At 60.2% G+C, this 21,328-nt stretch carries 20 protein-coding genes; 12 read left to right on the forward strand and 8 right to left on the reverse strand.

Features of this window, described 5'->3' with window-relative positions; translation table 11 throughout:
• Window positions 1–53: 53 nt before the first annotated feature.
• The 3 genes from hemF (at window position 54) to ACB031_RS19060 (ending at window position 2,143) form a co-directional block, all read left to right on the forward strand.
• The gene (gene hemF, locus ACB031_RS19050) at window positions 54–962 is read left to right on the forward strand and encodes an oxygen-dependent coproporphyrinogen oxidase (protein ID WP_005307785.1); all 909 of its coding nucleotides are present in this window, start codon (window positions 54–56) and stop codon (window positions 960–962) included.
• A 102-nt stretch (window positions 963–1,064) separates the two neighbouring features.
• Window positions 1,065–1,886 carry a shikimate dehydrogenase gene (gene aroE / locus ACB031_RS19055; protein WP_211027864.1) on the forward strand — a complete coding sequence of 274 codons (822 nt, stop codon included), beginning with the start codon at window positions 1,065–1,067 and terminating at the stop codon, window positions 1,884–1,886.
• Window positions 1,883–2,143: a DUF1488 domain-containing protein gene (locus tag ACB031_RS19060; protein WP_005307791.1), complete on the forward strand. Its 261-nt coding sequence runs from the start codon at window positions 1,883–1,885 to the stop codon at window positions 2,141–2,143. Before aroE ends, ACB031_RS19060 begins: the two co-directional genes overlap by 4 nt.
• A 790-nt stretch (window positions 2,144–2,933) precedes the next feature.
• Here the strand turns inward: ACB031_RS19060 and yihA are convergent.
• Window positions 2,934–3,584, reverse strand: coding sequence for a ribosome biogenesis GTP-binding protein YihA/YsxC (gene yihA / locus ACB031_RS19065; protein WP_005307794.1), 651 nt, complete (start codon window positions 3,582–3,584; stop codon window positions 2,934–2,936).
• Between the two features lie 142 nt (window positions 3,585–3,726).
• On the opposite strand from yihA, the gene ACB031_RS19070 reads away from it, so the two are divergent.
• The 4 genes from ACB031_RS19070 (at window position 3,727) to hemN (ending at window position 7,605) form a co-directional block, all read left to right on the forward strand.
• A complete protein-coding gene (locus ACB031_RS19070) occupies window positions 3,727–4,344 on the forward strand; it encodes a cytochrome c (RefSeq protein ID WP_005307797.1) in 618 nt (205 codons plus the stop codon).
• Between the two features lie 830 nt (window positions 4,345–5,174).
• A complete protein-coding gene (gene yihI / locus ACB031_RS19075) occupies window positions 5,175–5,753 on the forward strand; it encodes a Der GTPase-activating protein YihI (protein WP_371140073.1) in 579 nt (192 codons plus the stop codon).
• 11 nt (window positions 5,754–5,764) lie between these two features.
• Window positions 5,765–6,205, forward strand: a complete 441-nt coding sequence (locus tag ACB031_RS19080) for a DUF2489 domain-containing protein (RefSeq protein ID WP_005307801.1) — start codon at window positions 5,765–5,767, stop codon at window positions 6,203–6,205.
• Window positions 6,206–6,231: 26 nt separating this feature from the next.
• Entirely contained in the window at window positions 6,232–7,605 is a 1,374-nt protein-coding gene (gene hemN, locus ACB031_RS19085; protein WP_371140074.1) for an oxygen-independent coproporphyrinogen III oxidase, read from the forward strand.
• A 68-nt stretch (window positions 7,606–7,673) separates the two neighbouring features.
• On the opposite strand, the gene add is transcribed toward hemN, so the two are convergent.
• The 5 genes from add to glnA form a co-directional block, all read right to left on the reverse strand.
• The gene (gene add / locus ACB031_RS19090) at window positions 7,674–8,675 is read right to left on the reverse strand and encodes an adenosine deaminase (protein WP_371140075.1); all 1,002 of its coding nucleotides are present in this window, start codon (window positions 8,673–8,675) and stop codon (window positions 7,674–7,676) included.
• A gap of 141 nt (window positions 8,676–8,816) precedes the next feature.
• Entirely contained in the window at window positions 8,817–10,235 is a 1,419-nt protein-coding gene (gene glnG, locus ACB031_RS19095; RefSeq protein WP_005307804.1) for a nitrogen regulation protein NR(I), read from the reverse strand.
• Between the two features lie 9 nt (window positions 10,236–10,244).
• A complete protein-coding gene (glnL, locus tag ACB031_RS19100; protein ID WP_005307805.1) occupies window positions 10,245–11,300 on the reverse strand; it encodes a nitrogen regulation protein NR(II) in 1,056 nt (351 codons plus the stop codon).
• Between the two features lie 80 nt (window positions 11,301–11,380).
• Window positions 11,381–11,962 carry a DUF4124 domain-containing protein gene (locus tag ACB031_RS19105; RefSeq protein WP_201882193.1) on the reverse strand — a complete coding sequence of 194 codons (582 nt, stop codon included), beginning with the start codon at window positions 11,960–11,962 and terminating at the stop codon, window positions 11,381–11,383.
• 91 nt (window positions 11,963–12,053) lie between these two features.
• A complete protein-coding gene (glnA, locus tag ACB031_RS19110) occupies window positions 12,054–13,463 on the reverse strand; it encodes a glutamate--ammonia ligase (RefSeq protein WP_005307807.1) in 1,410 nt (469 codons plus the stop codon).
• A gap of 352 nt (window positions 13,464–13,815) precedes the next feature.
• On the opposite strand from glnA, the gene typA reads away from it, so the two are divergent.
• From typA to dtd, 3 genes are all read left to right on the forward strand, one after another.
• Window positions 13,816–15,627, forward strand: coding sequence for a translational GTPase TypA (gene typA / locus ACB031_RS19115; protein WP_005307808.1), 1,812 nt, complete (start codon window positions 13,816–13,818; stop codon window positions 15,625–15,627).
• 171 nt (window positions 15,628–15,798) lie between these two features.
• Entirely contained in the window at window positions 15,799–16,671 is an 873-nt protein-coding gene (locus ACB031_RS19120; RefSeq protein WP_017766237.1) for a virulence factor BrkB family protein, read from the forward strand.
• Between the two features lie 80 nt (window positions 16,672–16,751).
• A complete protein-coding gene (dtd, locus tag ACB031_RS19125) occupies window positions 16,752–17,189 on the forward strand; it encodes a D-aminoacyl-tRNA deacylase (RefSeq protein WP_005307813.1) in 438 nt (145 codons plus the stop codon).
• On the opposite strand, the gene ACB031_RS19130 is transcribed toward dtd, so the two are convergent.
• Window positions 17,178–17,855, reverse strand: coding sequence for a spermidine synthase (locus ACB031_RS19130; protein WP_005307819.1), 678 nt, complete (start codon window positions 17,853–17,855; stop codon window positions 17,178–17,180). The genes dtd and ACB031_RS19130 overlap by 12 nt on opposite strands.
• 51 nt (window positions 17,856–17,906) lie before the next feature.
• Between ACB031_RS19130 and ACB031_RS19135 the strand changes: the two genes are divergently transcribed.
• Window positions 17,907–18,041, forward strand: coding sequence for a hypothetical protein (locus ACB031_RS19135; protein WP_371140076.1), 135 nt, complete (start codon window positions 17,907–17,909; stop codon window positions 18,039–18,041).
• Between the two features lie 109 nt (window positions 18,042–18,150).
• The gene (locus ACB031_RS19140) at window positions 18,151–19,059 is read left to right on the forward strand and encodes a bifunctional GNAT family N-acetyltransferase/hotdog fold thioesterase (RefSeq protein WP_005307835.1); all 909 of its coding nucleotides are present in this window, start codon (window positions 18,151–18,153) and stop codon (window positions 19,057–19,059) included.
• A 62-nt stretch (window positions 19,060–19,121) separates the two neighbouring features.
• Here ACB031_RS19140 and ACB031_RS19145 read toward each other — a convergent pair whose 3' ends face one another.
• Window positions 19,122–21,188, reverse strand: coding sequence for an AsmA-like C-terminal region-containing protein (locus ACB031_RS19145; RefSeq protein ID WP_371140077.1), 2,067 nt, complete (start codon window positions 21,186–21,188; stop codon window positions 19,122–19,124).
• Window positions 21,189–21,328 lie beyond the last annotated feature (140 nt).

Consider the following 21,328-nt stretch of genomic DNA (forward strand, 5'->3'; position numbering starts at 1 on the left):
GAGGACATCACAATAATAGGGTCAGGCGACGATCCTGGCTGACTGGAGACAAGATGAGCAAACCGGATGTAGCCCAGGTCAAGGCCTTCCTGCTGCAGTTGCAGGACGACATCTGCCGTGGACTGGAGCAGGCTGACGGTGCCGGGCACTTTGTGGAGGATGCCTGGCAGCGTGAGGGGGGCGGCGGTGGCCGTACCCGGGTGCTGCGCCATGGCGCCGTGATCGAACAGGGGGGAGTCAACTTCTCCCATGTTTATGGCGATGCCATGCCAGCTTCCGCCACGGCCCATCGCCCCGAGTTGGCCGGCCGCAGGTTCGAGGCCATGGGGGTGTCGCTGGTGATCCATCCACACAACCCCTACGTGCCGACCAGCCATGCCAACGTGCGCTTCTTCATCGCCGAAAAAGAGGGGGAGGCGCCCATCTGGTGGTTCGGAGGGGGCTTCGATCTGACGCCGTTCTATCCGTTCGAAGAGGACGTTCGGCACTGGCATCAGGTTTCCCACGACCTCTGCCAGCCGTTTGGCGATGACATCTATCCCGAGTTCAAAGCCTGGTGCGATCGCTACTTCTTCCTCAAGCATAGAGGCGAGACCCGTGGTGTCGGCGGTCTCTTCTTCGACGATCTCAATCGCTGGCCGTTTGACGACAGTTTTGCCTTCATGCGAGCGGTGGGTGAAGGCTACCTCGCCGCCTATCTGCCGATTGTCGAGCGACGTAAAGGAGATGCCTATGGCGAGCGGGAGCGGGAGTTCCAGTTATATCGCCGCGGTCGCTACGTGGAGTTCAATCTGGTGTACGACCGCGGTACCCTGTTCGGTCTGCAGACGGGGGGGCGTACCGAGTCGATCCTGATGTCGATGCCGCCACTGGCCCGCTGGGAGTATGACTGGCAACCTGCGGCTGGCAGCCCGGAGGCGCAGCTCTACACCGACTATCTCAAGCCGCGTGAGTGGCTGTGAAGCAAGGGGCCATCGCGGCCCCTTCTTGTTGCCGATATTCGACTTGTTCCCGCGGGGGAAAACCCGTTAAATCGGGAGATTGCCCTCTAAAGGAACGCCTTGATGGATCGTTATCTGGTTTTTGGCCACCCGGTGCGCCACAGCAAATCCCCCTTCATTCATACCCTCTTTGCCCGGCAGACCCAGCAAGAGCTGGAATATGGTCTGGCCGAGCCGGCAGTCGAGGAGTTCGCCACCGCATTGCGTGCCTTCTTTGCCCAGGGCGGCAAAGGGTGCAACGTCACAGTCCCCTTCAAGGAGCAGGCATTTGCCCTGGTCGACCGGTTGAGCCCCAGGGCCAAACGGGCGGGGGCGGTCAATACCATCAAGTTGACCGATGACGGCGTATTGCTGGGGGACAATACCGATGGGGCCGGGCTGGTGGCTGACCTCAAGTCCCACGGGATGAATTTGGCCGGCAGCAGGATCCTGTTGCTAGGAGCGGGTGGTGCGGCGCGCGGTGCGCTGGCGCCCTTGTTGGCCGAACAGCCGGCCGAAGTGGTGATCGCCAACCGGACCCACGCCCGGGCCGAGCAGCTGGCAGCCGAGTTTGCTGATCTGGGGGCCGTCAGTGCCCAGACTTACCCACAGCTGGTTGGTTCTTTTGATCTGATCATCAACTCCACCTCCGCCAGTCTGCAGGGAGAGCTCCCACCGCTGGATCCTGCCCTGATCCATGCCGACATCGCCATCTACGACATGATGTATGGTGCGACGGATACCCCTTTTATTGGTTGGGCCAGACAACATGGTGCCCGCCAGACCATGGACGGGCTGGGTATGCTGGTGGAACAAGCTGCCGAAGCATTTACCGTGTGGCGCGGAATCCGGCCAGGGACTAAACAGGTATTGAGAGAACTGCAACGCAATCTGGGGACCCTATGAATCAAGGCATCCTGTTTCCCGAGCTGGCGGACTGGCAACCGCATGAACAGCGCATCCATTTTCCCGCCCAGCAGATGGGTGCACTGGTCGACTGCTACATCAGCCGCCGGCGACTGGAAAAAATGACCGGTCTCTCCTTGGCCAGGGAGGAGGACATACTGCGGGCCTTCGAAAGCGTGCGTTTTGACATCGAAGAGATGGCTGAAAAACTCATTGAAGAACAAGAGTTTGCCGAAGATGGTGCAATCTATCTGTGATTTCTACGAGTTTTTTCTCAAAGCAGCGGAACTTGTACCAAGAGACGTGGACTAACTAGATAGTTGAGGAAGTGCTAGCTAGTCACCTTTATAACGCCCCGGTATTCGTACTGGGGATTTTTTTATCTGCATGAAAAGTAAGAAAATTTATGTAATTCATTTTTTGTGAAACTAAATTACATAAATTACTTTCACTTTCTGCTGCTTTGCTATACAGTTAGCAACGTAGGGTACAGAGGTAAGATGTTCTATCTTTCAGACCTTTTATTTCACGTAATTGAATGTGGCTGAATAGCAGCCCCGGTGAGTTATCATCGGGGCGTTTTTTTATGGGTTGCGTTTAGAGTAAATGCTTTAATGTTGGTGAATATTTGTTAGAATGAAAGGGCTTCTTGAGGAAAAACCAGTCGTCTTTGTTCTCAAGATTTAGCTTCTTCCCAATTTTTGAACTGATTGTTTAAGGCCGGTACTGCATCTGCAGCATCGGCCTCATTTTTATCCCTCCGCCACAGAAAATGTAATTAAATTTCATTTTGGTACTTATTAAGCGATATCGCTGCTTTTCCTCTGCATGAATTTGAAAACGTTGCCAATGGGATGAAAAGTTAATTGTTATATAAAATTAACTGTTTATCCCATTGATCAATATGGTTATTCAGATTTTTAGAGGGAGGTAAGCCAAGCGTGGATGGAGGGCAGAGAAGGGGGCTCACAGGCTGAAAGCCTTTCAATCAGCGGAGGAGTCGCTCCGCCAATTGCATGGTTGCTTGTCGCGTCAACAAGAGGGGAGCTATTCCTCGATCGACTCTTGTTCGTCGTCAATCACCTCATCGGCGCCAGCCTGATACCAGCCGGTCAGCGTCTGGGCCAGCTTTTCCACCCCGATGTTGTTCAGCGAGGAGAAGGCTTCTACTTGGATATGCGGGCCCAATGCCGCCACGGCCTGACGTACCTTGATGACCTGATTGTTGCGCGGGCCCGGGCTCAGCTTGTCGGCCTTGGTCAGCAGCAGCATGACAGGCAGTGCGCGGTGGGCGCTCCACTCCAGCATGTTCATGTCGGTATCTTTGAGCGGATGACGGATGTCCATCAGGATCACCAAGCCTTTCAAAGACTCGCGACGCTGTAGATATTCAGCCAGGGACTTTTGCCACTTAAGCTTCATTTCCAGCGGAACTTGCGCATAACCGTAACCCGGCAGGTCGACCAGACGCTTGCCCGGCTCCAGCTCGAACAGGTTGATCAACTGGGTGCGACCCGGGGTCTTACTGGTACGCGCCAGGTTCTTGTGCTTGGTCAAGGTATTCAATGCAGATGACTTACCGGCGTTGGAACGGCCGGCAAACGCAATCTCGACACCCCCATCATTTGGCAGGTGACGGATGTCGGGTGCGCTGGTCACAAAATGCACCTTATTGAAATTCAGAGTTTGTGTATCCAACGTAAATTCCCCATAGAGATAGAGGGTTATAGAGTTACTTTTTTGTGAAATCGTGTAAAATGGCGTCGCTTAAACGCGTTTATTTTAACATGCCTTCAGCGGCATGGGATCTGGAAGCCTAATAACGAGAAGTTGGAACGCCATGAAGAACCTAGTCATTACTCTTGCTCTGATGGTTGGCGTAACGGGGATGGCACAAGCCAAGGGCGATGCCGCTGCGGGACAAACCAAGGCTGCCGTTTGCGCGGCCTGTCACGGACCGGACGGAAACAGCCTTGTCGACATGTATCCCAAGATTGCTGGTCAGCACGCATCATATATCAAAAAGCAGTTAGTTGAACTGAAGGCTGCAGCTTCCGGCCAAACTGGTCGGGTTGCTCCCATCATGGGGCCGATGGCGCTTCCCCTGTCCGAGCAGGACATGGAGGACCTGGCTGCCTACTTCTCCAGCCAGAAGGTGACGCCGATCGCCGTGCCCGATGATGCTGTGGCGGCAGGCAAGGCGCTCTACATGGGGGGCGACATGAGCCGCGGTCTGGCTGCCTGTACCGCCTGTCATGGTCCTCGTGGTTCCGGGGTCGAGCAGGCCAAGTATCCGAGCCTCTCCGGGCAGCACCCTGCCTACATCAAGGCTCAGCTCACCGCCTTCAGGGCTGCTGCTCGTGACAATGATCCAAACGGCATGATGCGGGACGTGGCCAAGAAGCTGACCGATCAGGATATCGAAGTGCTGTCCAAATATGTGGCGGGTCTGCACTGATTGCGGTCGTTTATCCAGCCCGTTGATATTGACGAGGAGCCAGCGGCTCCTCGTTTCTTTTTGGCCTTTAACACCATTTGGCCAATTTTTTCTCGCATTGTTGTAAGAGATCTCCCATTCATGAGCCTGGCCAGGGCTTAAAAAATTCGGGAATAATGCTTAGTAATTCATTAATTTCAATATGTTAAATGACAATAGATGGATTATTTCCGTTTGAAAACGTTCCTGGTGGATTGAGCCACTTTATTAAGTTGATACAGTGGATGCATGGAGTGGCCCGCAGGGCAGTTCACGACAGGGATGACGTGAAAGACAGGATGTCTAGACGGCAGGACGCCACGGAGCCATGCAAGTGGCAGGCAAAGGATTGAAAAACCAGGATGGTGACCGTTCAGGAAGAGCGGGGCTGCGGGAGGCAACCACCCCAGAAGATGACCGGACGTCGTCGGCATGGGTCAGGCAAGCACACGCACATTCAGGATCGACCAATTAAGGTCAGGACGACCACACACAAAGATATGATGCGCAGACGTATCACCACGGACAGGGTGATTTGCAGCCAGGGATGGGACTCGCATAAACATATCAAGGCAGCTTCGGCTGCCTTTTTTCTTTTGGGTCATTAACCCGCCCGGTCATTCTGTGTCAAAATACCAGCAACATGCCCAGAGGATGCCGATCCTGCGGTATTTGGCGGTCATTCATGGCCGGATGGGGGCGGGATCCCACTTTTTGTTTCTCGTCCATCACTCCCGGTATCAGCATCCTCCTTGGCCCACATCAGGCCGGGAACGGGTTTCAATCCAGTTATTTGTCGGAGTCAGTCATTCATGTCGGCTAAACAACCCAATCGCAAGCCCGCCGGTAAGCGCAAAGAATCAGAGGCCAGTGCCCAGGAAGGCCGTGAGCGCAAGCGCGCCGCCAAGCGCAAGGGCTTGAAGGCCGGATCCCGCCAGCAAGTCGAGCAGAGCGGCAAGAAAGGCGGCACCAAGCAGGCCAAGGACCCGCGTATCGGTTCCCGCAAGCCCGTCGCCCTGATCGTGGAAGATAAGGGTGGCAAGCCGGTGGCGCCCAAGCCGGCCAAAGAGAAGAAGCTGGTGATGACCCCCGAGCAGGAGCTGGCCTCCATCGAGAATGATGATCGCCTCAATGCCCTGCTGGATCGTCTGGATGCCGGTGAAACCCTGGAAGCGACCGAACAGGCCTGGGTCGATCAGCGGGTCGATCGCTATCAGGTGCTGATGGACGAGCTTGGCATCATCGACAACGATGACGACGAAGACGACATGGACTTTGATGATGTCGACTTTGACGAGCCGAACCAACCTGCCTCCGAAGAGGAGCTGTGGGATCGTTTCACTCAGGTTGACTATCAGCCGGAGCCCAAGCCTGAGCCGAAGAAAAAGTGATGAGTGGATGGATGCTGGCCGCCCTGTTGGGCGGCCTGATTTTGTTGGGGCTGGCCTTCTATGCCGGTTCCCTGCTGGCCCGTCTCAAGCGCCAGCACGACAGCCAGCAGCAGGCCATCGCAGCTCGCAATGAGCGTATTCTCGAGAGCGTCAGGGTCATCGCCCACGCGGTACGAGATGGCCAGTGCGACTACTCCGAAGGTGCCATCCGGCTGACCAACCTGCTCGATGCACTGCAGATCAAGGGCGGTCGTGCCTTTGCCGGTGAATTTCCGGGTCTGTACGGTCTCTACGAGAAGGTGAAAGAGATGCCGACCCATGAGGCGAGGCGGGCCCTCAAGCGCAATGAAATCATGAAGATGGATCTCGAACGCAGTGGCTATGAGGCCGAGCTGGAGGCGCAGATCCTCAAGGATGTGGCCCGACTGAAGGATTTTCAGTTAAGCCGGTGAGCCAATAACAACAAGAGGAAGCAAGCGTGCAAGCAGAACAGATTGTGTGGGATCAGGCCCTGATCGAAAAATATAATTACAGCGGCCCGCGTTATACCTCCTATCCCACTGCGCTGGAGTTCAACGAGGGCTTCGGTTATCCGGACTTTGTCCAGGCCGCGAGCCAGTATCCGGCGCGCAACCTGTCGCTTTACGTGCACATCCCCTTCTGTCACAAGCTCTGCTACTACTGCGGCTGCAACAAGGTGATCACCCGTCACCGCCACAAGGCTGACCAGTACCTCGATTACCTCGAGCAGGAGATCAAGGCACAGGCCCCGCTGTTCAAGGAGCGGCTGGTGACCCAGCTGCACTGGGGCGGCGGCACGCCCACCTATCTGGATGAACCCCAGACCCGCCGACTGATGACCATGTTGCGGGAGCACTTCCATTTCGCCGAAGAGGGGGAGTTCAGCATCGAGGTGGATCCGCGCGAGATCGAGCTCTCCATGCTGGACGTGCTGCGGGAAATCGGCTTCAACCGCATCAGTCTTGGCGTGCAGGATTTCAACAAGGAGGTCCAGGTCGCGGTCAACCGCGAGCAGGACAACGACTTCATCCGCGCCATGCTGGAGCGAGCCCGCGAACTGGGTTTTCGTTCCACCAACCTGGATCTCATCTACGGCCTGCCACATCAGAACCGAGAGAGCTTCCACCACACCCTGGAAGAGGTGCTCAAGACCGACCCGGCGCGCCTCTCCATCTTCAACTATGCCCACCTGCCGAGCCGTTTTGCCGCCCAGCACAAGCTGAAGGAGGCGGACATGCCGGCGCCGCAGGAGAAGCTGGCCATGCTGCAGGACACCATCGCCTTCCTGACCGGTCAGGGTTACCAGTTCATCGGCATGGATCACTTCGCCAAGCCGGACGACGAACTGGCGGTGGCCCAGCGTGAGGGCAAGCTGCATCGCAACTTCCAGGGCTATACCACCCAGGGGGATTGCGACCTGCTGGGGCTGGGGGTCTCCTCAATCAGCATGATCGGCGATGCCTATTCCCAGAACCAGAAAGAGCTCAAGGCCTACTACGCCCAGGTGGAAACGCTGGGGTACGCCCAGTGGAAGGGGTGTTCCCTCAATCGGGACGACCTGATCCGCCGCGAGGTGATCAAGCGCCTCATCTGCGATTTTTCCCTGAACTTTGCCGCCGTCGAGCAGGCCCATGATCTGGTGTTCAATGAGTACTTCGCCGAGGATCTCAAGCTGCTGCAGACCTTCATCGATGACGGCTTGGTGCACATGACCGAAGAGGGGCTGGAGGTAGTCTCTACCGGTCAGCTGCTGATCCGCAACATCTGCATGTGTTTCGATGTTTACCTGCGGAGCAAGGCGCGCCAGCAGCAGTTTTCCCGGGTGATCTAAGCCGGTCGATGCTGTTGGAAAATAAAAAAACCGCCTCTCGGCGGTTTTTTTATTGGGCCTGGCAGTACTCAGCGCTGGGCTGCGCGGGCGCTCAGCTCAGCCTTTTCGCTCTCGCTCAGGAAGGCCAGGGTCAGGCCATTCTGCTGGGCGGTGCGGATCTCGCTCATCGTCATGCCGGCAGCCGGGGCCGCCACCTCGTATTCGTGGGGCAGGTCGATCCCCTCTACCGCCGGGTCGTCGGTGTTGAGACAGGCCAGCACGCCGGCGGCCAGGAACTGGCGGATCGGGTGCTCGATCAGGCTCGCCACCGTGGTGGTTTGAATGTTGGAGGTGAGGCAGGATTCGATGCCGATGCGGTGCTCGGCCAGATAGGCCATCAGGGCTGGATCCTGAATCGCCTTGACGCCGTGGCCGATACGTTCGGCCCTCAGCTCGCGAATGGCCTGCCACATGCTTTCGGGGCCGGCGGCTTCACCGGCGTGCACGGTGACGCGCATGCCCGCATCGCGCACCCGGCGGAAGTGCTCGGTGAACAGCTCGCCCGGGAAGCCCAGCTCGTCGCCGGCCAGATCGATGGCAACCAGCTTGTCGCGATGAGCCAGGCAGGCATCCAGCTCCTGCTTGCACTGCTCGGTGCCGAAGGTACGGCTCATGATGCCGATCAGGTTGGTCTTGATGCCGAAGTCGCGGCTACCGGCCGCTACGCCGTCGATGATGGCTTCGACCACGCCCTGCGGGTGCAGCTTGTGGGCCATCGCCATGTAGGCCGGGCTGAAACGCAGCTCGGCATAGTCGATGCCGGCGCGCAGCAAGTCTTCCACGTTCTCGTAGGCCACCCGGCGGCAGGCATCGTAGTCGGCCAGCACAGCTACGCCCCAGTCCAGTTTCTTCAGGAAGGCGACCAGGCTCGGCTCGTTCTCGACGATCTGCACATGCGGGCGCAGCGCTTCGAGTTCGTCTGCCGGCAGCTGGATATTGTGCTGACGTCCCAGCTCGAGGATGGTCTGCGGACGGATGTTGCCGTCCAGATGGCGGTGCAGGTCGGTCAGGGGAAGAGATCTGTCAATCATGATGGCGCCTTCTTCGAGTCGGGTTGGAAAGCCTGCCATTCTAGGCGGGGCTTCCAAAAAAGATACCCCGTTTGAAATCAAACGGGGTCTTATTGGTCGGCGATTTGCCAAGGCGTGATGGGAATCGTTTTTCCTCGGGACTCAGGAGAGGTCGAGTTCCTTCAGCTTGCGGGTGAGGGTATTGCGTCCCCAACCGAGCAGGCGTGCCGCCTCCTGTTTGTGGCCATGGGTATGGTCCAGCGCGGTTTCCAGCATGATCCGCTCGAACTGGGGCAGGGCATCGGCCAGGATGTCGGTCTCCCCCAGTGCCAGCTTGGCGGCGACCCAATCCTGCAACTGCTGTTGCCAGCCGCCGGACAGCGCCGGCTGGCCCGGCTCAGCGGTGCTGGTGATGGGGGTCAGCAGCTCGGTGGGCAGGTCGCTCACCAGCACCTCCTGCCCCGAGGCCATCACGGTGAGCCAGCGGCAGACGTTCTCCAGCTGGCGCACGTTGCCGGGCCAGGGCAGACGGCTGATATAGGCCTGGGTATCCGGATGCAGGCTCTTGGCCTCGACGTTCAGCTCCTTGGCTGCCCGCAGCAGAAAGTGACGGGCCAGTTGGGGAATGTCTTCGCGCCGCTCCTTGAGGGCGGGAATGTGGATGCGGATGACGTTGAGGCGGTGGAACAGGTCTTCCCGAAACTCGCCGTCGGCCACCCGCTTCTCCAGGTTCTGGTGGGTGGCGGCGATGATCCGCACATCCACCTGCACCGGCTGATGGCCACCGACCCGGTAGAACTGGCCGTCGGCCAGCACCCGCAGCAGCCGGGTCTGCACGTCGAGCGGCATGTCGCCGATCTCGTCGAGAAACAGGGTGCCGCCGTCGGCCTGCTCGAAGCGGCCGTGGCGGATGTTGTTGGCACCGGTGAAGGCCCCCTTCTCATGGCCGAACAGTTCCGACTCGATGAGATCTTTCGGGATGGCCGCCATGTTGAGGGCGATGAAGTTCTTGTGGGCGCGTGGGCTGTGCTTGTGCAGGGCGTGGGCGACCAGCTCCTTGCCGGTGCCGCTCTGGCCGTTGATCAGCACCGAGATGCTGGAGCGCGACAGCCGGCCGATGGCGCGGAATACCTCCTGCATGGCCGGCGCCTCGCCGATGATCTCCGGGCTGCTGGCCGGATCCTGCTGGCGAGCCTTGCGCTTGGTGCGCTGCTCCTTGAGGTGATTCTCGGCGCGGCGCACCAGGGTGACCGCCTCGTCGATGTCGAACGGCTTTGGCAGGTATTCGAAGGCGCCGCGCTGGTAGGCGTTGACTGCGCTGTCGAGATCCGAGTGGGCGGTCATGATGATGATGGGCAGGTCGGCCTGGCGGCGATGGATCTGCTCAAGCAGGCTGAGGCCGTCGATGCCGGGCATGCGGATGTCGGAGAGGATCACGTCCGGCGAGCGCATTTCCAGCGAGCTCAGCAGCGCCTCGCCATCGGCGAAGCTTTCGCACTCGAAGCCTTCACTGCCGAGGGTGCGCTCCAGCACCCAGCGGATAGAACTGTCGTCATCGACGATCCACACTTTTGCTGTCATGACGTTCCCTTATTTGCGAAGCGGTAGAAAGATGGTGAATTCGGTATGGCCGGGCCAGCTGATACAGTCGATCCGCCCCTTGTGCTGGTCGATCAGATTCTGGGCGATGGAGAGGCCGAGCCCGGTGCCTCCCTCCTTGCCGGTGATCATCGGATAGAAGAGGGTGTCGCGGATGGCATCCGGGATGCCGGGGCCGTTGTCGATGATCTTGATCTCGGCCGCCAGCCGGTAGCGCTGGCCGTGGATGGTGATCTGGAACGCTGTGCGGGTTTTGATGCGGATGAGGCCGGTCTGCTCGCCGATGGCCTCGGCGGCGTTGCGCACCATGTTGAGAAAGGCCTGCTGCAGCTGGTCCGGCTCCATCTCGAACTCCGGGATACTGGGATCGTAATCCCGCTCGATACGCACCGTCGGCGGTAGCTCCAGCTCCACCAGCCGGCGCACCTGCTCCAGCACCGAGTGCACGTTGTGCATCTGGTGGCGACCGGGCCGCTGGGGGCCTAGCAGCCGATCGACCAGTACCCGCAGCCGGTCGGCCTGCTCGATGATGATGCCGGTGTACTCGCGCAGGGCGGGGTCGGGCAGCTCCTTTTGCAGCAGCTGGGCCGCGCCGCGCAGACCGCCGAGGGGATTCTTGATCTCGTGGGCCAGGCCGCGTACCAGCTCCTTGGCCGCCTGTTGCTGGGCATGCTGCTGCAACTCCTGACTGATCTTCTTCTGCTGGTCTATCTTGCGCAGCTCCACCACCATCAGCCGCTGTTCGTGGTCGGCCAGTGGACTGACGCTCATCTCCACCAGCCTGGGCTCCCCCTCCACCACCAGGGTGACTTCGCTGTCGGTGAAGCCCTGCCCCGAACTGAGGCACTGCTTGAGACGCTGCAGATCGAGGGAGATATGTTCCAGCAGATGGGGCAGCTCGATGCCGATCAATCGGCGCTGACTGAGGGAGAGCAGCTGCTCGGCAGCGGGGTTGACGAATTGGATGCAGAGCCGTTCATCCATCAGGATGACGGCAGTCAGCAGGTTGTCGAGCAGTATCCTGGCTTGATCCGGGCGGGTTGGCACTGGTTTCTCCCTAAAACGGTGCTATACACCAGCTATGCACCAATGTGGTGCATTTAGTCTACCCGTATCGAGGCACAGGATCACCCCTTGTTGTTGAGCGGGGTCGCTTTGGGGGCTGAATTGATGTTGGCCCGGTGCAGGTAGAAGGTGACTGCCTTGGATTTAGCAAGGATCGTACCGTCTTTGGCGAGCAGCTCGAGCTGGGCCTCGTGGGCACCGCGATCCAGGTTTTCGACCCGGATGGCGAGGGCATTGTTGACGAGAGGGGCCGCCTTGCCGTCCAGGGTCAGGCGCACGTCATACTGGGTGGGGGGCTGGGGCCTGACCTGGCCCTGGAACACCACGTTGCCTGTGTTGTCGCGCAGGGTGCTGCCCTGTTCCGGGGAGAGCAGTTCGATCACCAGCTTGGCCGCTTCCTTCTCTTTTTTGGCATCTACACCGGTCAGGCTGTTGAAATTGTCCACCTGGACCGAGCGGGGGGCAGTGCCGATGAAGGGGGCGACGCGCAGATCGACCTCCTTGGCCTTCTGTCCCGGGGGCGGTGCATCCGTGTAGTGGACGACCCCCTGGTTGTCGGTCCAGGAGTATACCTTGGCGGCCTGGGCGGCACTGGTGGCCAGCAGCAACAGGCTCAGCATCCATACTGGGTAGGCGGTTTTCATCCATCTCTCCTTGACGGGATTCTGCTTAATCCTATCAGAGAAAAAACCCGCCTGTCGGCGGGTTTGGTCAAGTTCTGAGCTGGGATCCGGATTAAACGGAGTAGTACAGTTCAAATTCCAGCGGGTGCGGGGTCATGCGCACACGGTCAACGTCCTGCTGCTTCAGCTCCAGGTAGGAGTTGATGAAGTCGTCGCTGAACACGCCACCGCGGGTCAGGAACTCGCGATCCGCATCCAGCGCGGCCAGGGCTTCGTCCAGAGAGCCGGCCACGGTCGGCACTTCGGCTGCTTCTTCCGGCGGCAGATCATACAGGTTCTTGTCCATGGCATCGCCCGGATGGATCTTGTTGATGATGCCGTCCAGACCGGCCATCAACTGGGCAGCGAAAGCCAGGTACGGGTTGGCAGCCGGATCCGGGAAGCGGACTTCAATGCGGCGCGCTTTCGGGCTCGGTACCACCGGGATACGGATGGAGGCAGAGCGGTTGCGGGCGGAGTAGGCCAGCATGACCGGTGCTTCATAACCCGGAACCAGACGCTTGTAGGAGTTGGTGGTCGGGTTGGCGAAGGCGTTGATGGCCTTGGCGTGCTTGATGATGCCGCCGATGTAGTGCAGCGCCATCTCGGACAGACCGCCGTACAGGTCGCCGGCGAACAGGTTGACGCCGTTCTTGGCCAGAGACTGGTGGCAGTGCATGCCAGAGCCGTTGTCACCGAACATGGGTTTCGGCATGAAGGTGACGGTCTTGTTGTAGGCGTGGGCCACATTGTGGATCACGTACTTCAGTACCTGTACTTCGTCAGCCTTCAGGGTGAGGGTGTTGAAGCGGGTGGCGATCTCGTTCTGACCGGCAGTGGCCACTTCGTGGTGGTGAGCCTCAACGACCTGGCCCATCTCTTCCAGCACCAGACACATGGCGGCGCGGATGTCCTGAGAGGAGTCGACCGGGGCAACTGGGAAGTAACCGCCCTTCACGAACGGACGGTGGCCTTTGTTGCCGTGCTCGTAGTTGGTACCGGAGTTCCAGGCGGCTTCTTCGGATTCGATCTTCACGAAGCTGTGACCCATGGTGTTCGAGAAGGTGATGTTGTCGAACATGAAGAATTCCGGCTCCGGCCCGAACAGCACGGTGTCGGCGATACCGCTGGCTTTCAGGAAGTCTTCGGCACGTTTGGCGATGGAGCGCGGATCGCGGTCGTAACCCTGCATGGTAGCGGGTTCCAGCACGTCACAGACGATGTTCAGGGTGGTCTCTTCGGTGAACGGGTCCAGCTTGGCAGAGGCAGGATCCGGCATCAGCACCATGTCGGATTCGTTGATGCCTTTCCAGCCGCCGATGGAGGAGCCGTCGAACATCTTGCCGTCTTCGAAGAAATCTTCGTCGACCTGGTGGGCAGGGATGGATACGTGCTGCTCTTTACCCTTGGTATCGGTAAAGCGCAGGTCGACAAACTTGACTTCGTGTTCCTGGATCAGGGCCAAAACGTTCTGGGCTGACATGCTAAGTAACCTCCGGTGTTAAAACTCTTAGGGTGAATGCGTCATCACATTCACATAAGCCAGTATCGTGCCAAGTTTGTGACAGCTTGATTTCAGGGCATTTGCGACTACGGGCCTGCCCCGAGACTCGCTATCTCAGCGCGTTACGCCTCAAAGTAGTGCAACCTTGGATCGTTTTGGTGCACTAAAATGGTGCGTGGTATACGGTCGGCCCCTATCTAAGCAGGCTTTGATGAGAAGGTCTATGATCCTGATCCCCTGTTATGCGCGAATGTACTGCAATTCTGCTAGGCAGATCACAAAGGCGAGAGTACAATTAGCGCCCAATTTTACCCGGTGATTTGAGGCGAGAATGTTAGAGAATTTACGCAATATTGCGATTATTGCGCACGTTGACCACGGCAAAACCACGCTGGTGGACAAGCTGCTGCAGCAATCCGGCACTCTGGATCGCACCAGCGAAGGTCAGGAACGGATCATGGACTCCAATGATCTGGAACGGGAACGTGGCATCACCATTCTCGCCAAGAACACTGCGATCCGCTGGAACGACTACCGCATCAACATCGTGGATACCCCGGGTCACGCCGACTTCGGTGGTGAAGTTGAGCGTGTGCTCTCCATGGTTGACTCCGTACTGCTGCTGGTTGACGCCGTTGACGGCCCGATGCCGCAGACCCGTTTCGTGACCCAGAAGGCGTTCGCCCAGGGTCTGAAGCCGATCGTGGTCATCAACAAGATCGACCGTCCGGGTGCTCGTCCTGACTGGGTAATGGATCAGGTCTTCGATCTGTTCGACAACCTGGGCGCCACCGATGAGCAACTGGACTTCAAGGTTGTTTACGCCTCTGCACTGAACGGTTGGGCCACCCTGGATCAAGACGTCGAGTCCGAGAACATGGAACCCCTGTTCCAGGCCATCGTCGACAACGTGGAAGCGCCTGCCGCGGACACCGACGGTGCCTTCCAGATGCAGATCTCCCAGCTGGACTACAACTCCTACGTAGGCGTTATCGGTATCGGCCGCATCACCCGTGGTCGCGTCAAGACCAACCAGCAAGTGACCGTAGTGGGTGCCGACGGCAAGACCCGTACCGGCAAAGTTGGCCAGGTACTGGGCTACCTGGGTCTGTCCCGTACCGAAGTGGCCGATGCGCAAGCTGGCGACATCATCGCCATCACCGGTCTGGGCGAGCTGAAGATCTCCGACACCATCTGCGACAACGGTGCCGTTGAAGCGCTGCCGCCGCTCTCCGTTGACGAGCCGACCGTGAACATGACCTTCCAGGTCAACACCTCTCCGTTCGCCGGTAAAGAGGGCAAGTTCGTGACCTCCCGCAACATCCTGGAGCGTCTGAACCAGGAGCTGGTCCACAACGTGGCCCTGCGTGTGGAAGAGACCGACGATCCGGACAAGTTCCGTGTCTCCGGTCGTGGTGAACTGCACCTCTCCATCCTGATCGAAAACATGCGTCGCGAAGGTTACGAGCTGGCGGTATCCCGTCCGGAAGTTATCCTGCGCACCGTGGACGGCGTTCTGCAAGAACCGTTCGAAACCGTAACCGTGGACGTGGAAGAAGCGCACCAGGGTTCCGTTATGGAGCAACTCGGCCTGCGTAAGGGCGAGATGACCAACATGACCCCGGATGGCAAAGGCCGTGTTCGTCTCGACTTCATGATCCCGAGCCGTGGCCTGATCGGCTTCCAGACCGAGTTCATGACCCTGACCTCAGGTACCGGTCTGCTGTACCACACCTTCGACCACTACGGTCCGCACAAGGGTGGCAGCATCGGTGAGCGTCAGAACGGCGTGCTGATCTCCAACGCCACCGGCAAGGCGCTGACCTATGCCCTGTTCGGTCTGCAAGACCGTGGTCGTCTGTTCATCGGTCACGCGACCGAAGTGTACGAAGGCCAGGTGATCGGTATCCACTCCCGTTCCAACGACCTGACCGTCAACTGCCTGAAGGGCAAACAGCTGACCAACATGCGTGCCTCCGGTACCGACGAAGCCCAGGTGCTGACTCCGCCGATCCGCATGTCTCTGGAACAGGCTCTGGAGTTCATCGACAACGACGAACTGGTTGAAGTCACTCCGAAGAGCATCCGTATCCGCAAGAAGCTGCTGACCGAACTGGACCGCAAGCGCGCCGGTCGTGCTTGATCTGCTGCATCAGCGATGAAAAGAGGCCTGCGGGCCTCTTTTTTTATGGTCGTTTCCCACAGAAGGGGTCGCAGTCGCGCCCGGACGAGTCGCATCCGGCCGGCTCGCGGGTGGTCAAACGGTGACGGGATCTGACACAATGTCGGCATGATGAAGACATCGGGAAGCACAATGCAGCTGAAATCCGGTGGCCGTCTCGGTCACGCCCTCTCTTTCTTGCGCCATGATGGGCGCCATTTCGCCCAGTTCGTCTGGGGCCGTTTCCAGCAGGACAGGCTGACGGTTACCGCCGGCTATCTGGCCTATGTCACCCTGCTCTCCCTGGTGCCCATGATCGCCGTGGTGTTCGGCATGATGTCGGCTTTTCCGGTGTTCCAGAGCCTGAAGCAGGCAATGGAGCAGTTCGTCTATCACAACTTCGTACCCACCGCCGGCGAGATGCTCAAGGAGTACATCGACGGCTTCGTGGCCAACGCCACCAACACCACGGCGGTCGGCATCGGTGCCCTGATCGTGGTGGCGCTGATGCTGATCTCGGCCATCGACAAGAACCTCAACTACATCTGGCGTTCGACCCGGAGCCGGCCGCTGGCCCAGGCTTTCGCCATGTACTGGATGATCCTAACCCTGGGCCCCGTGCTCATCGGGGCCAGCATCGCCATCTCCTCCTATATTTTCTCGCTGCGGCTGTTCGGGGCCGAGAGCCTGTTCGGCATCGGTTACTTGCTGCTGCGCGGCCTGCCATTCCTGTTCTCTGTACTGACCTTCCTGCTGGTCTATACCGTGGTGCCCAACTGCAAGGTGCGGCTGATGCACGCCTTCATCGGCGCCCTGGTGGCGGCCACCCTGTTCGAGCTGGCCAAGCGCGGTTTTGCCATCTACATCACCAACTTCCCCTCCTATCAGGCCATCTATGGCGCCCTGGCGACCATTCCCATTCTGTTTGTCTGGGTCTACCTGAGCTGGCTGGTGGTCTTGCTTGGCGCGGAAACCACCGCCTGCCTCGGCGAATATGAGCGACCGGGTGCCGATGAGTTGGCCTGACCCGGCCCCTTGCTGTTAGCATCGACGACCGCCCCCGTCAGCAGATGGGGGCGGTCGTTTCGTTTTGAGAGGAGAGGGATGTGATAGCACTGATTCAGCGGGTCAGCGAGGCCAGCGTAACGGTAGAGGGCGAGGTGACCGGGGCCATTGGCCAGGGTCTGCTGGTGCTGCTCGGCGTGGAACAGGGGGATGACGAGGCCAAGGCGGACAAGCTGCTGCACAAGGTGAGCGGTTACCGCATCTTCTCCGATGAGAATGGCAAGATGAACCTCAACGTTAGCCAGGCCGGCGGCAGCCTGCTGGTGGTCTCCCAGTTTACCCTGGCGGCGGACACCAACAAGGGGATGAGGCCCAGCTTCTCCGGCGGCGCTCATCCGGTCGAGGCCGAGCGGCTGTACGACTACTTCGTGGCGCGGGCCGCCGCCAGCGGCATACCGACTGCCACCGGCCGCTTCGCCGCCGACATGAAGGTGGCGCTGGTCAACGACGGCCCGGTCACCTTCTGGCTACAGGTCTGACGCCAGCGGATCGCGCGGGCTGGTGTGCAGCAGTATGTTGCGCAGCCCTGGCACCGGGTAGGGGGTGGTGGGGCCGACCCACTGCTCCAGCAGCATCAGTACCCGGGTCAGCTCGAGGCGGGTGCGCGGCAGCAGGTTGATGATGAGCTCGCCGTTGAGGCGGGGGGCCAGCGCCTGATAGATGCGCTCCTGGAACAGCAGCGGCGGATTGCCGTCCTGGCTGAACAGATCGAGCAGGATGAGGTCGTACTGCGCCTCGCTCTGCTCCAGAAAGGCGAGGGCATCGGCCTGGTGCAGGGTAGGTGTACGCTGGCTGCCTTGTTCGGGCTGAAAGAACAGTTGATAGAGGGTGATCACCTCTTCATCGAGGTCGACGCACTCGTGGCGGGCATCGGGCCAGCGTCGACGCAGATGGCGAGTGAGATCGCCGCCCCCCAGCCCCAGTTCGAGGATGCTGGCGGCCTGTTCGGGCAGCAGGTAGGCGATCACCTGTTGGTGCGGCAGGCAGAGGGTGGCGGGCTCGGCCAGGGACATGGCCGACTGCACCACGCCGTCGATCTCCAGCCAGCGGTGATGGGCATTTTCCTGCACGGTGAGCCGGCGCTGGGGCTTGGCGCTGAGGTGCAATAAGTGGTCGGCTTGGTACGCTTGCAGATTGAAGTCCATGAATTTGCACGGCAAGATGGTTTTCGACCAGTGTAACTCAAGGATGGAACTATGTACCGGGTGGTCACCCCCCAGACGGCAGCCGAGCTGGATGCCCATTATCAGTTGAGCTGGGAGGCATGGGTGCGCAAGCCCTTCACTCTGTCCGTCGGCGCCAACTCAAGGAGCGCTTTATGTACCGGGTAGTCACCCCTCAAACCGACGCCGAGCTGGATGCCCATTATCAATTGAGCTGGGAGGCATGGGTGTGCAAGCCCTTCACTCTGTCCGTCGGCGCCAACTCAAGGATCGCTTTATGTACCGGGTAGTCACTCCTCAAACCGACGCCGAACTGGATGCCTACTACCAGTTGCGCTGGGAACTGCTGCGTAAACCCTTCAATCTGCCTCTCGGTTCCGAGCGGGACGAATACGACACCGTCGCCATTCACCGGCTGATGCTGGCCCCCGATGGCACACCCATCGCGGTGGGGCGGCTGTTTGTCGGCGGTGACGAGGCGCAGATCCGCTTCATGGCGCTGCGCCCCGAATTTCGCGGTCAGGGGCTGGGTGCCCGCATGGTGCAGGATCTCGAACAGCTGGCCTGCAGCGAGAAGGTGAAGCGACTGGTGATGAATGCCCGCCAGGAGGCGGTGGAGTTCTACCGCAAGTGCGGCTTTCTGGAGGTGGGGGAAGGTCCCGTCTCCTTCGGCCGCATTCCGCACCGCCAGATGATCAAGTCTCTGAGCCCGCTGCAGACCATCCAGTACCGCCCCGAGTGGTGCCAGGATCTCACCACCCGCTGGTCGCAGGGCATTCCCATCAGCGAGAAGATGGGGGTGCACATCACCCACTACGACGGTCAGACCTTCCACCTCAAGGCCAATCTGGCGGCCAACCTCAACGTACATGACACCATGTTCGCCGGCAGCATCTACAGCCAGTGCGTGCTGGCGGGTTGGGGCCTCATCTGGTTGCAGCTCAAGGAGGCGGGGCTGGTGGGGGATACTGTGCTGGCGGAGGGCAACATCAAGTACTACCGGCCGGTCAAGGAGGAGCCGGAGGCGCGGGTGGCCCGCGAAGGCATGCCTGCCGTGCTCGAGCCGCTCAAGGCCGGTGAGTCCGCCAAGTTCAGCCTCAAGATCAAGCTGTTCAGCGGCGACAAGCTGGCCGCCGAGTTCCTCGGTCACTACGTGGTGCAGCCGGTCAAGCGGCCGGGTCAGTAGCGGCGCGCGGGCTCCCATCAAACAACAAGGCCTCATCACGAGGCCTTGTTGCTTTTTATCGGCTAGCCATTGGCCGCCTGTGTGGCCGGGGCCTTCGGCGCCGGTCGCCAGAGCGGGCTGCCGTTGCCCTGGGGCGGGTAGCGCACCCCTGTCTCCCAGCCACAGCCGTCCGGTTTTTGCTGGAAGCCCCAGCTGAGGGTCGGCTCGGCGAGCGGCCCGCGCCACTGACCGAGCAGCTCGGCGCAGTGCTGGCCGTTGAGAACGCCCAGATCCAGCTGCCACTGCTCATTGACCAGATCGACGCTGCCCTGCAGCCCCAGCAGGTGGGTGATGGTGGAAGCGCCGGCCTGCTCGATCTTCAGCTGGCCCTGGGCCACCTTGCCCTGCAGCTTGATGCGATAGAAGGGGGTGTCGCCCTCCTGCATCGCCTGCCAGAGCTCGGCAGGGGTGAGGGTCGGCGCCGCCGCCTGCTTGAACCACTGATCCAGCAGCGGATCTATCTTCACCTTGTCCCAGAAGGGTTCGGTGGCATCGAGGGCAAAATTCCCCTGCAGGGAGCTGCGCCAGGCGCCCGGGGTGCCGCCGTGCAGCGCCTGCAGATCGGCGCTCAGATCCAGCTTGCCGGCGAAGGAGACGGGGGAGTGGAGGATCTTGCCCCACTGCACCAGATCCAGCTTCTCGCCCTTGAGCTGCAACCGACTGGTCTGGCCCGGCTCGCGTCCCCACTGGCCGCTCAGGCTGAGGCTGCCCTCATCCGGCAGCGAGCTGGTGAGCTTGTTGAGCTGCCAGGAGCCGGCACTCAGCTCGCCATCCAGCTCGCCGTTGCGGGCGCTGAGGCCGTCCCACACCAGCTCGAACCAGGCGCTCTCGAGGCGGGCTCGGCCCAGCAGCGGCCCTGGCTGATTGCCGCGCAGGCTGAGGTCGGTCAGATAGAGCTGCCAGCCGGTCAGGGAGAGGGGCAGGGTATCGTCGAAGGAGAGCACCTTGAGCTTGTCGAAGGCCAGCTTGCGGATGTCGATCTGCTGCGGGCGCCAGCTCTGCCAATCCTGCCACCACCCTTCCGGCAGGCTGATGTCCATGCCGCTCAGCGCCATGTCCTTCAGGGTCAGCTTCTGCTGCAGGGGATCGAAGGAGAGCTCCAGGTTGAACTCCCCTTCATAGGCCTTGCCCTGCAGCTCGGCATCCAGCTGCTGGGGCGAGAAGGCGACCTTGCCCTGAATGGCCTCCAGCTGGAACAGGCCACGGCCGAGATCGCCGAGGGTTCCCGAGAAGTAGCCGCTGGGCGTGCTGCCGGCCTGCCAGTTGAAGGCGGTCAGCTGGCCGCTGAGGTTGTTGAGGGCCAGCTCCTGCTCGATGTCGTTGAAGCTGAGATCCCGGATCTGGCCGAGATCCAGGCTGACCTGGCGCAGGGGAGATTCGACTTTGGCGAGGGTGCCCCACTCGATGCGCATGCCCTGGCTCTTGAGGTTGTTCAGCCGCAGGCTGCGGGCGGGCCAGTCGAGCACCATGCCGGTCTCGAGCAGACCGTCGAACAGGTTGGCGGTCAGCTTGTCGGTGCTCAGCACCTGCCCCTCCAGCCGACCGGCCAGGTTGAGGCGGGAGAGGGCCCAGGCCGGGGTCGCCAGCTCAGTGATGTTGAGGGTCAGGTTGGCCTGGGGCGGTCGCACCGGATTGAGCAGCTGCCAGTCGCTCAGGGTGGCGTTGAGGCCGCGCAGGGTCAGCCCGTCGCTCTCCAGGCTGAGCCGGTCGATGGTGCTGTCGGCGATGGTGAGGGAATGTACCGGCAGGATCGGCAGCTGATTGGGCAGCGGCAGCTTGATGGCCGGGCGAATGAGGTCGAGATGGGCGATGCGCACGTCCCGGCTCAGCCAGTCGATGCTCTCTATCTCGAGATAGATCTTGTCGAGGGTCACGGCGTTGCCGTAACTCACCTGCTCTGCCAGCAGGGTGTAGGGGTGAAGCGGGTTGAACACCAGTCGGCCTATGGTGACGGGTACGCCAGTCTGCTGGCTGAGCCAGCCGGCGATGGGCCCCTTGGCCCGCTCGGCGTCGAACAGGCCGAGCCCGACCCAGACAAACAGCAACAGGAAGGCAAGGGTGTAGAGCAGGCCGCGCAGCCAGGAATTCATCAGTGCTTTCCTCCTGTATTGGTTGAGTGATCAGGCGTTGGCAGCGTGATCCCGCAGACCGAGCCAGCGGCGGATCAAGGGTTCGACATGGCCTGGGTGTCTATCCATCAGGCATGTGCCCATCTTCTGCCTCTGCCTTG

Origin of the sequence: Aeromonas sp. S8(2024), assembly GCF_041403085.1 — a bacterium.
GTDB classification, from domain to species: Bacteria; Pseudomonadota; Gammaproteobacteria; order Enterobacterales; family Aeromonadaceae; genus Aeromonas; species Aeromonas dhakensis.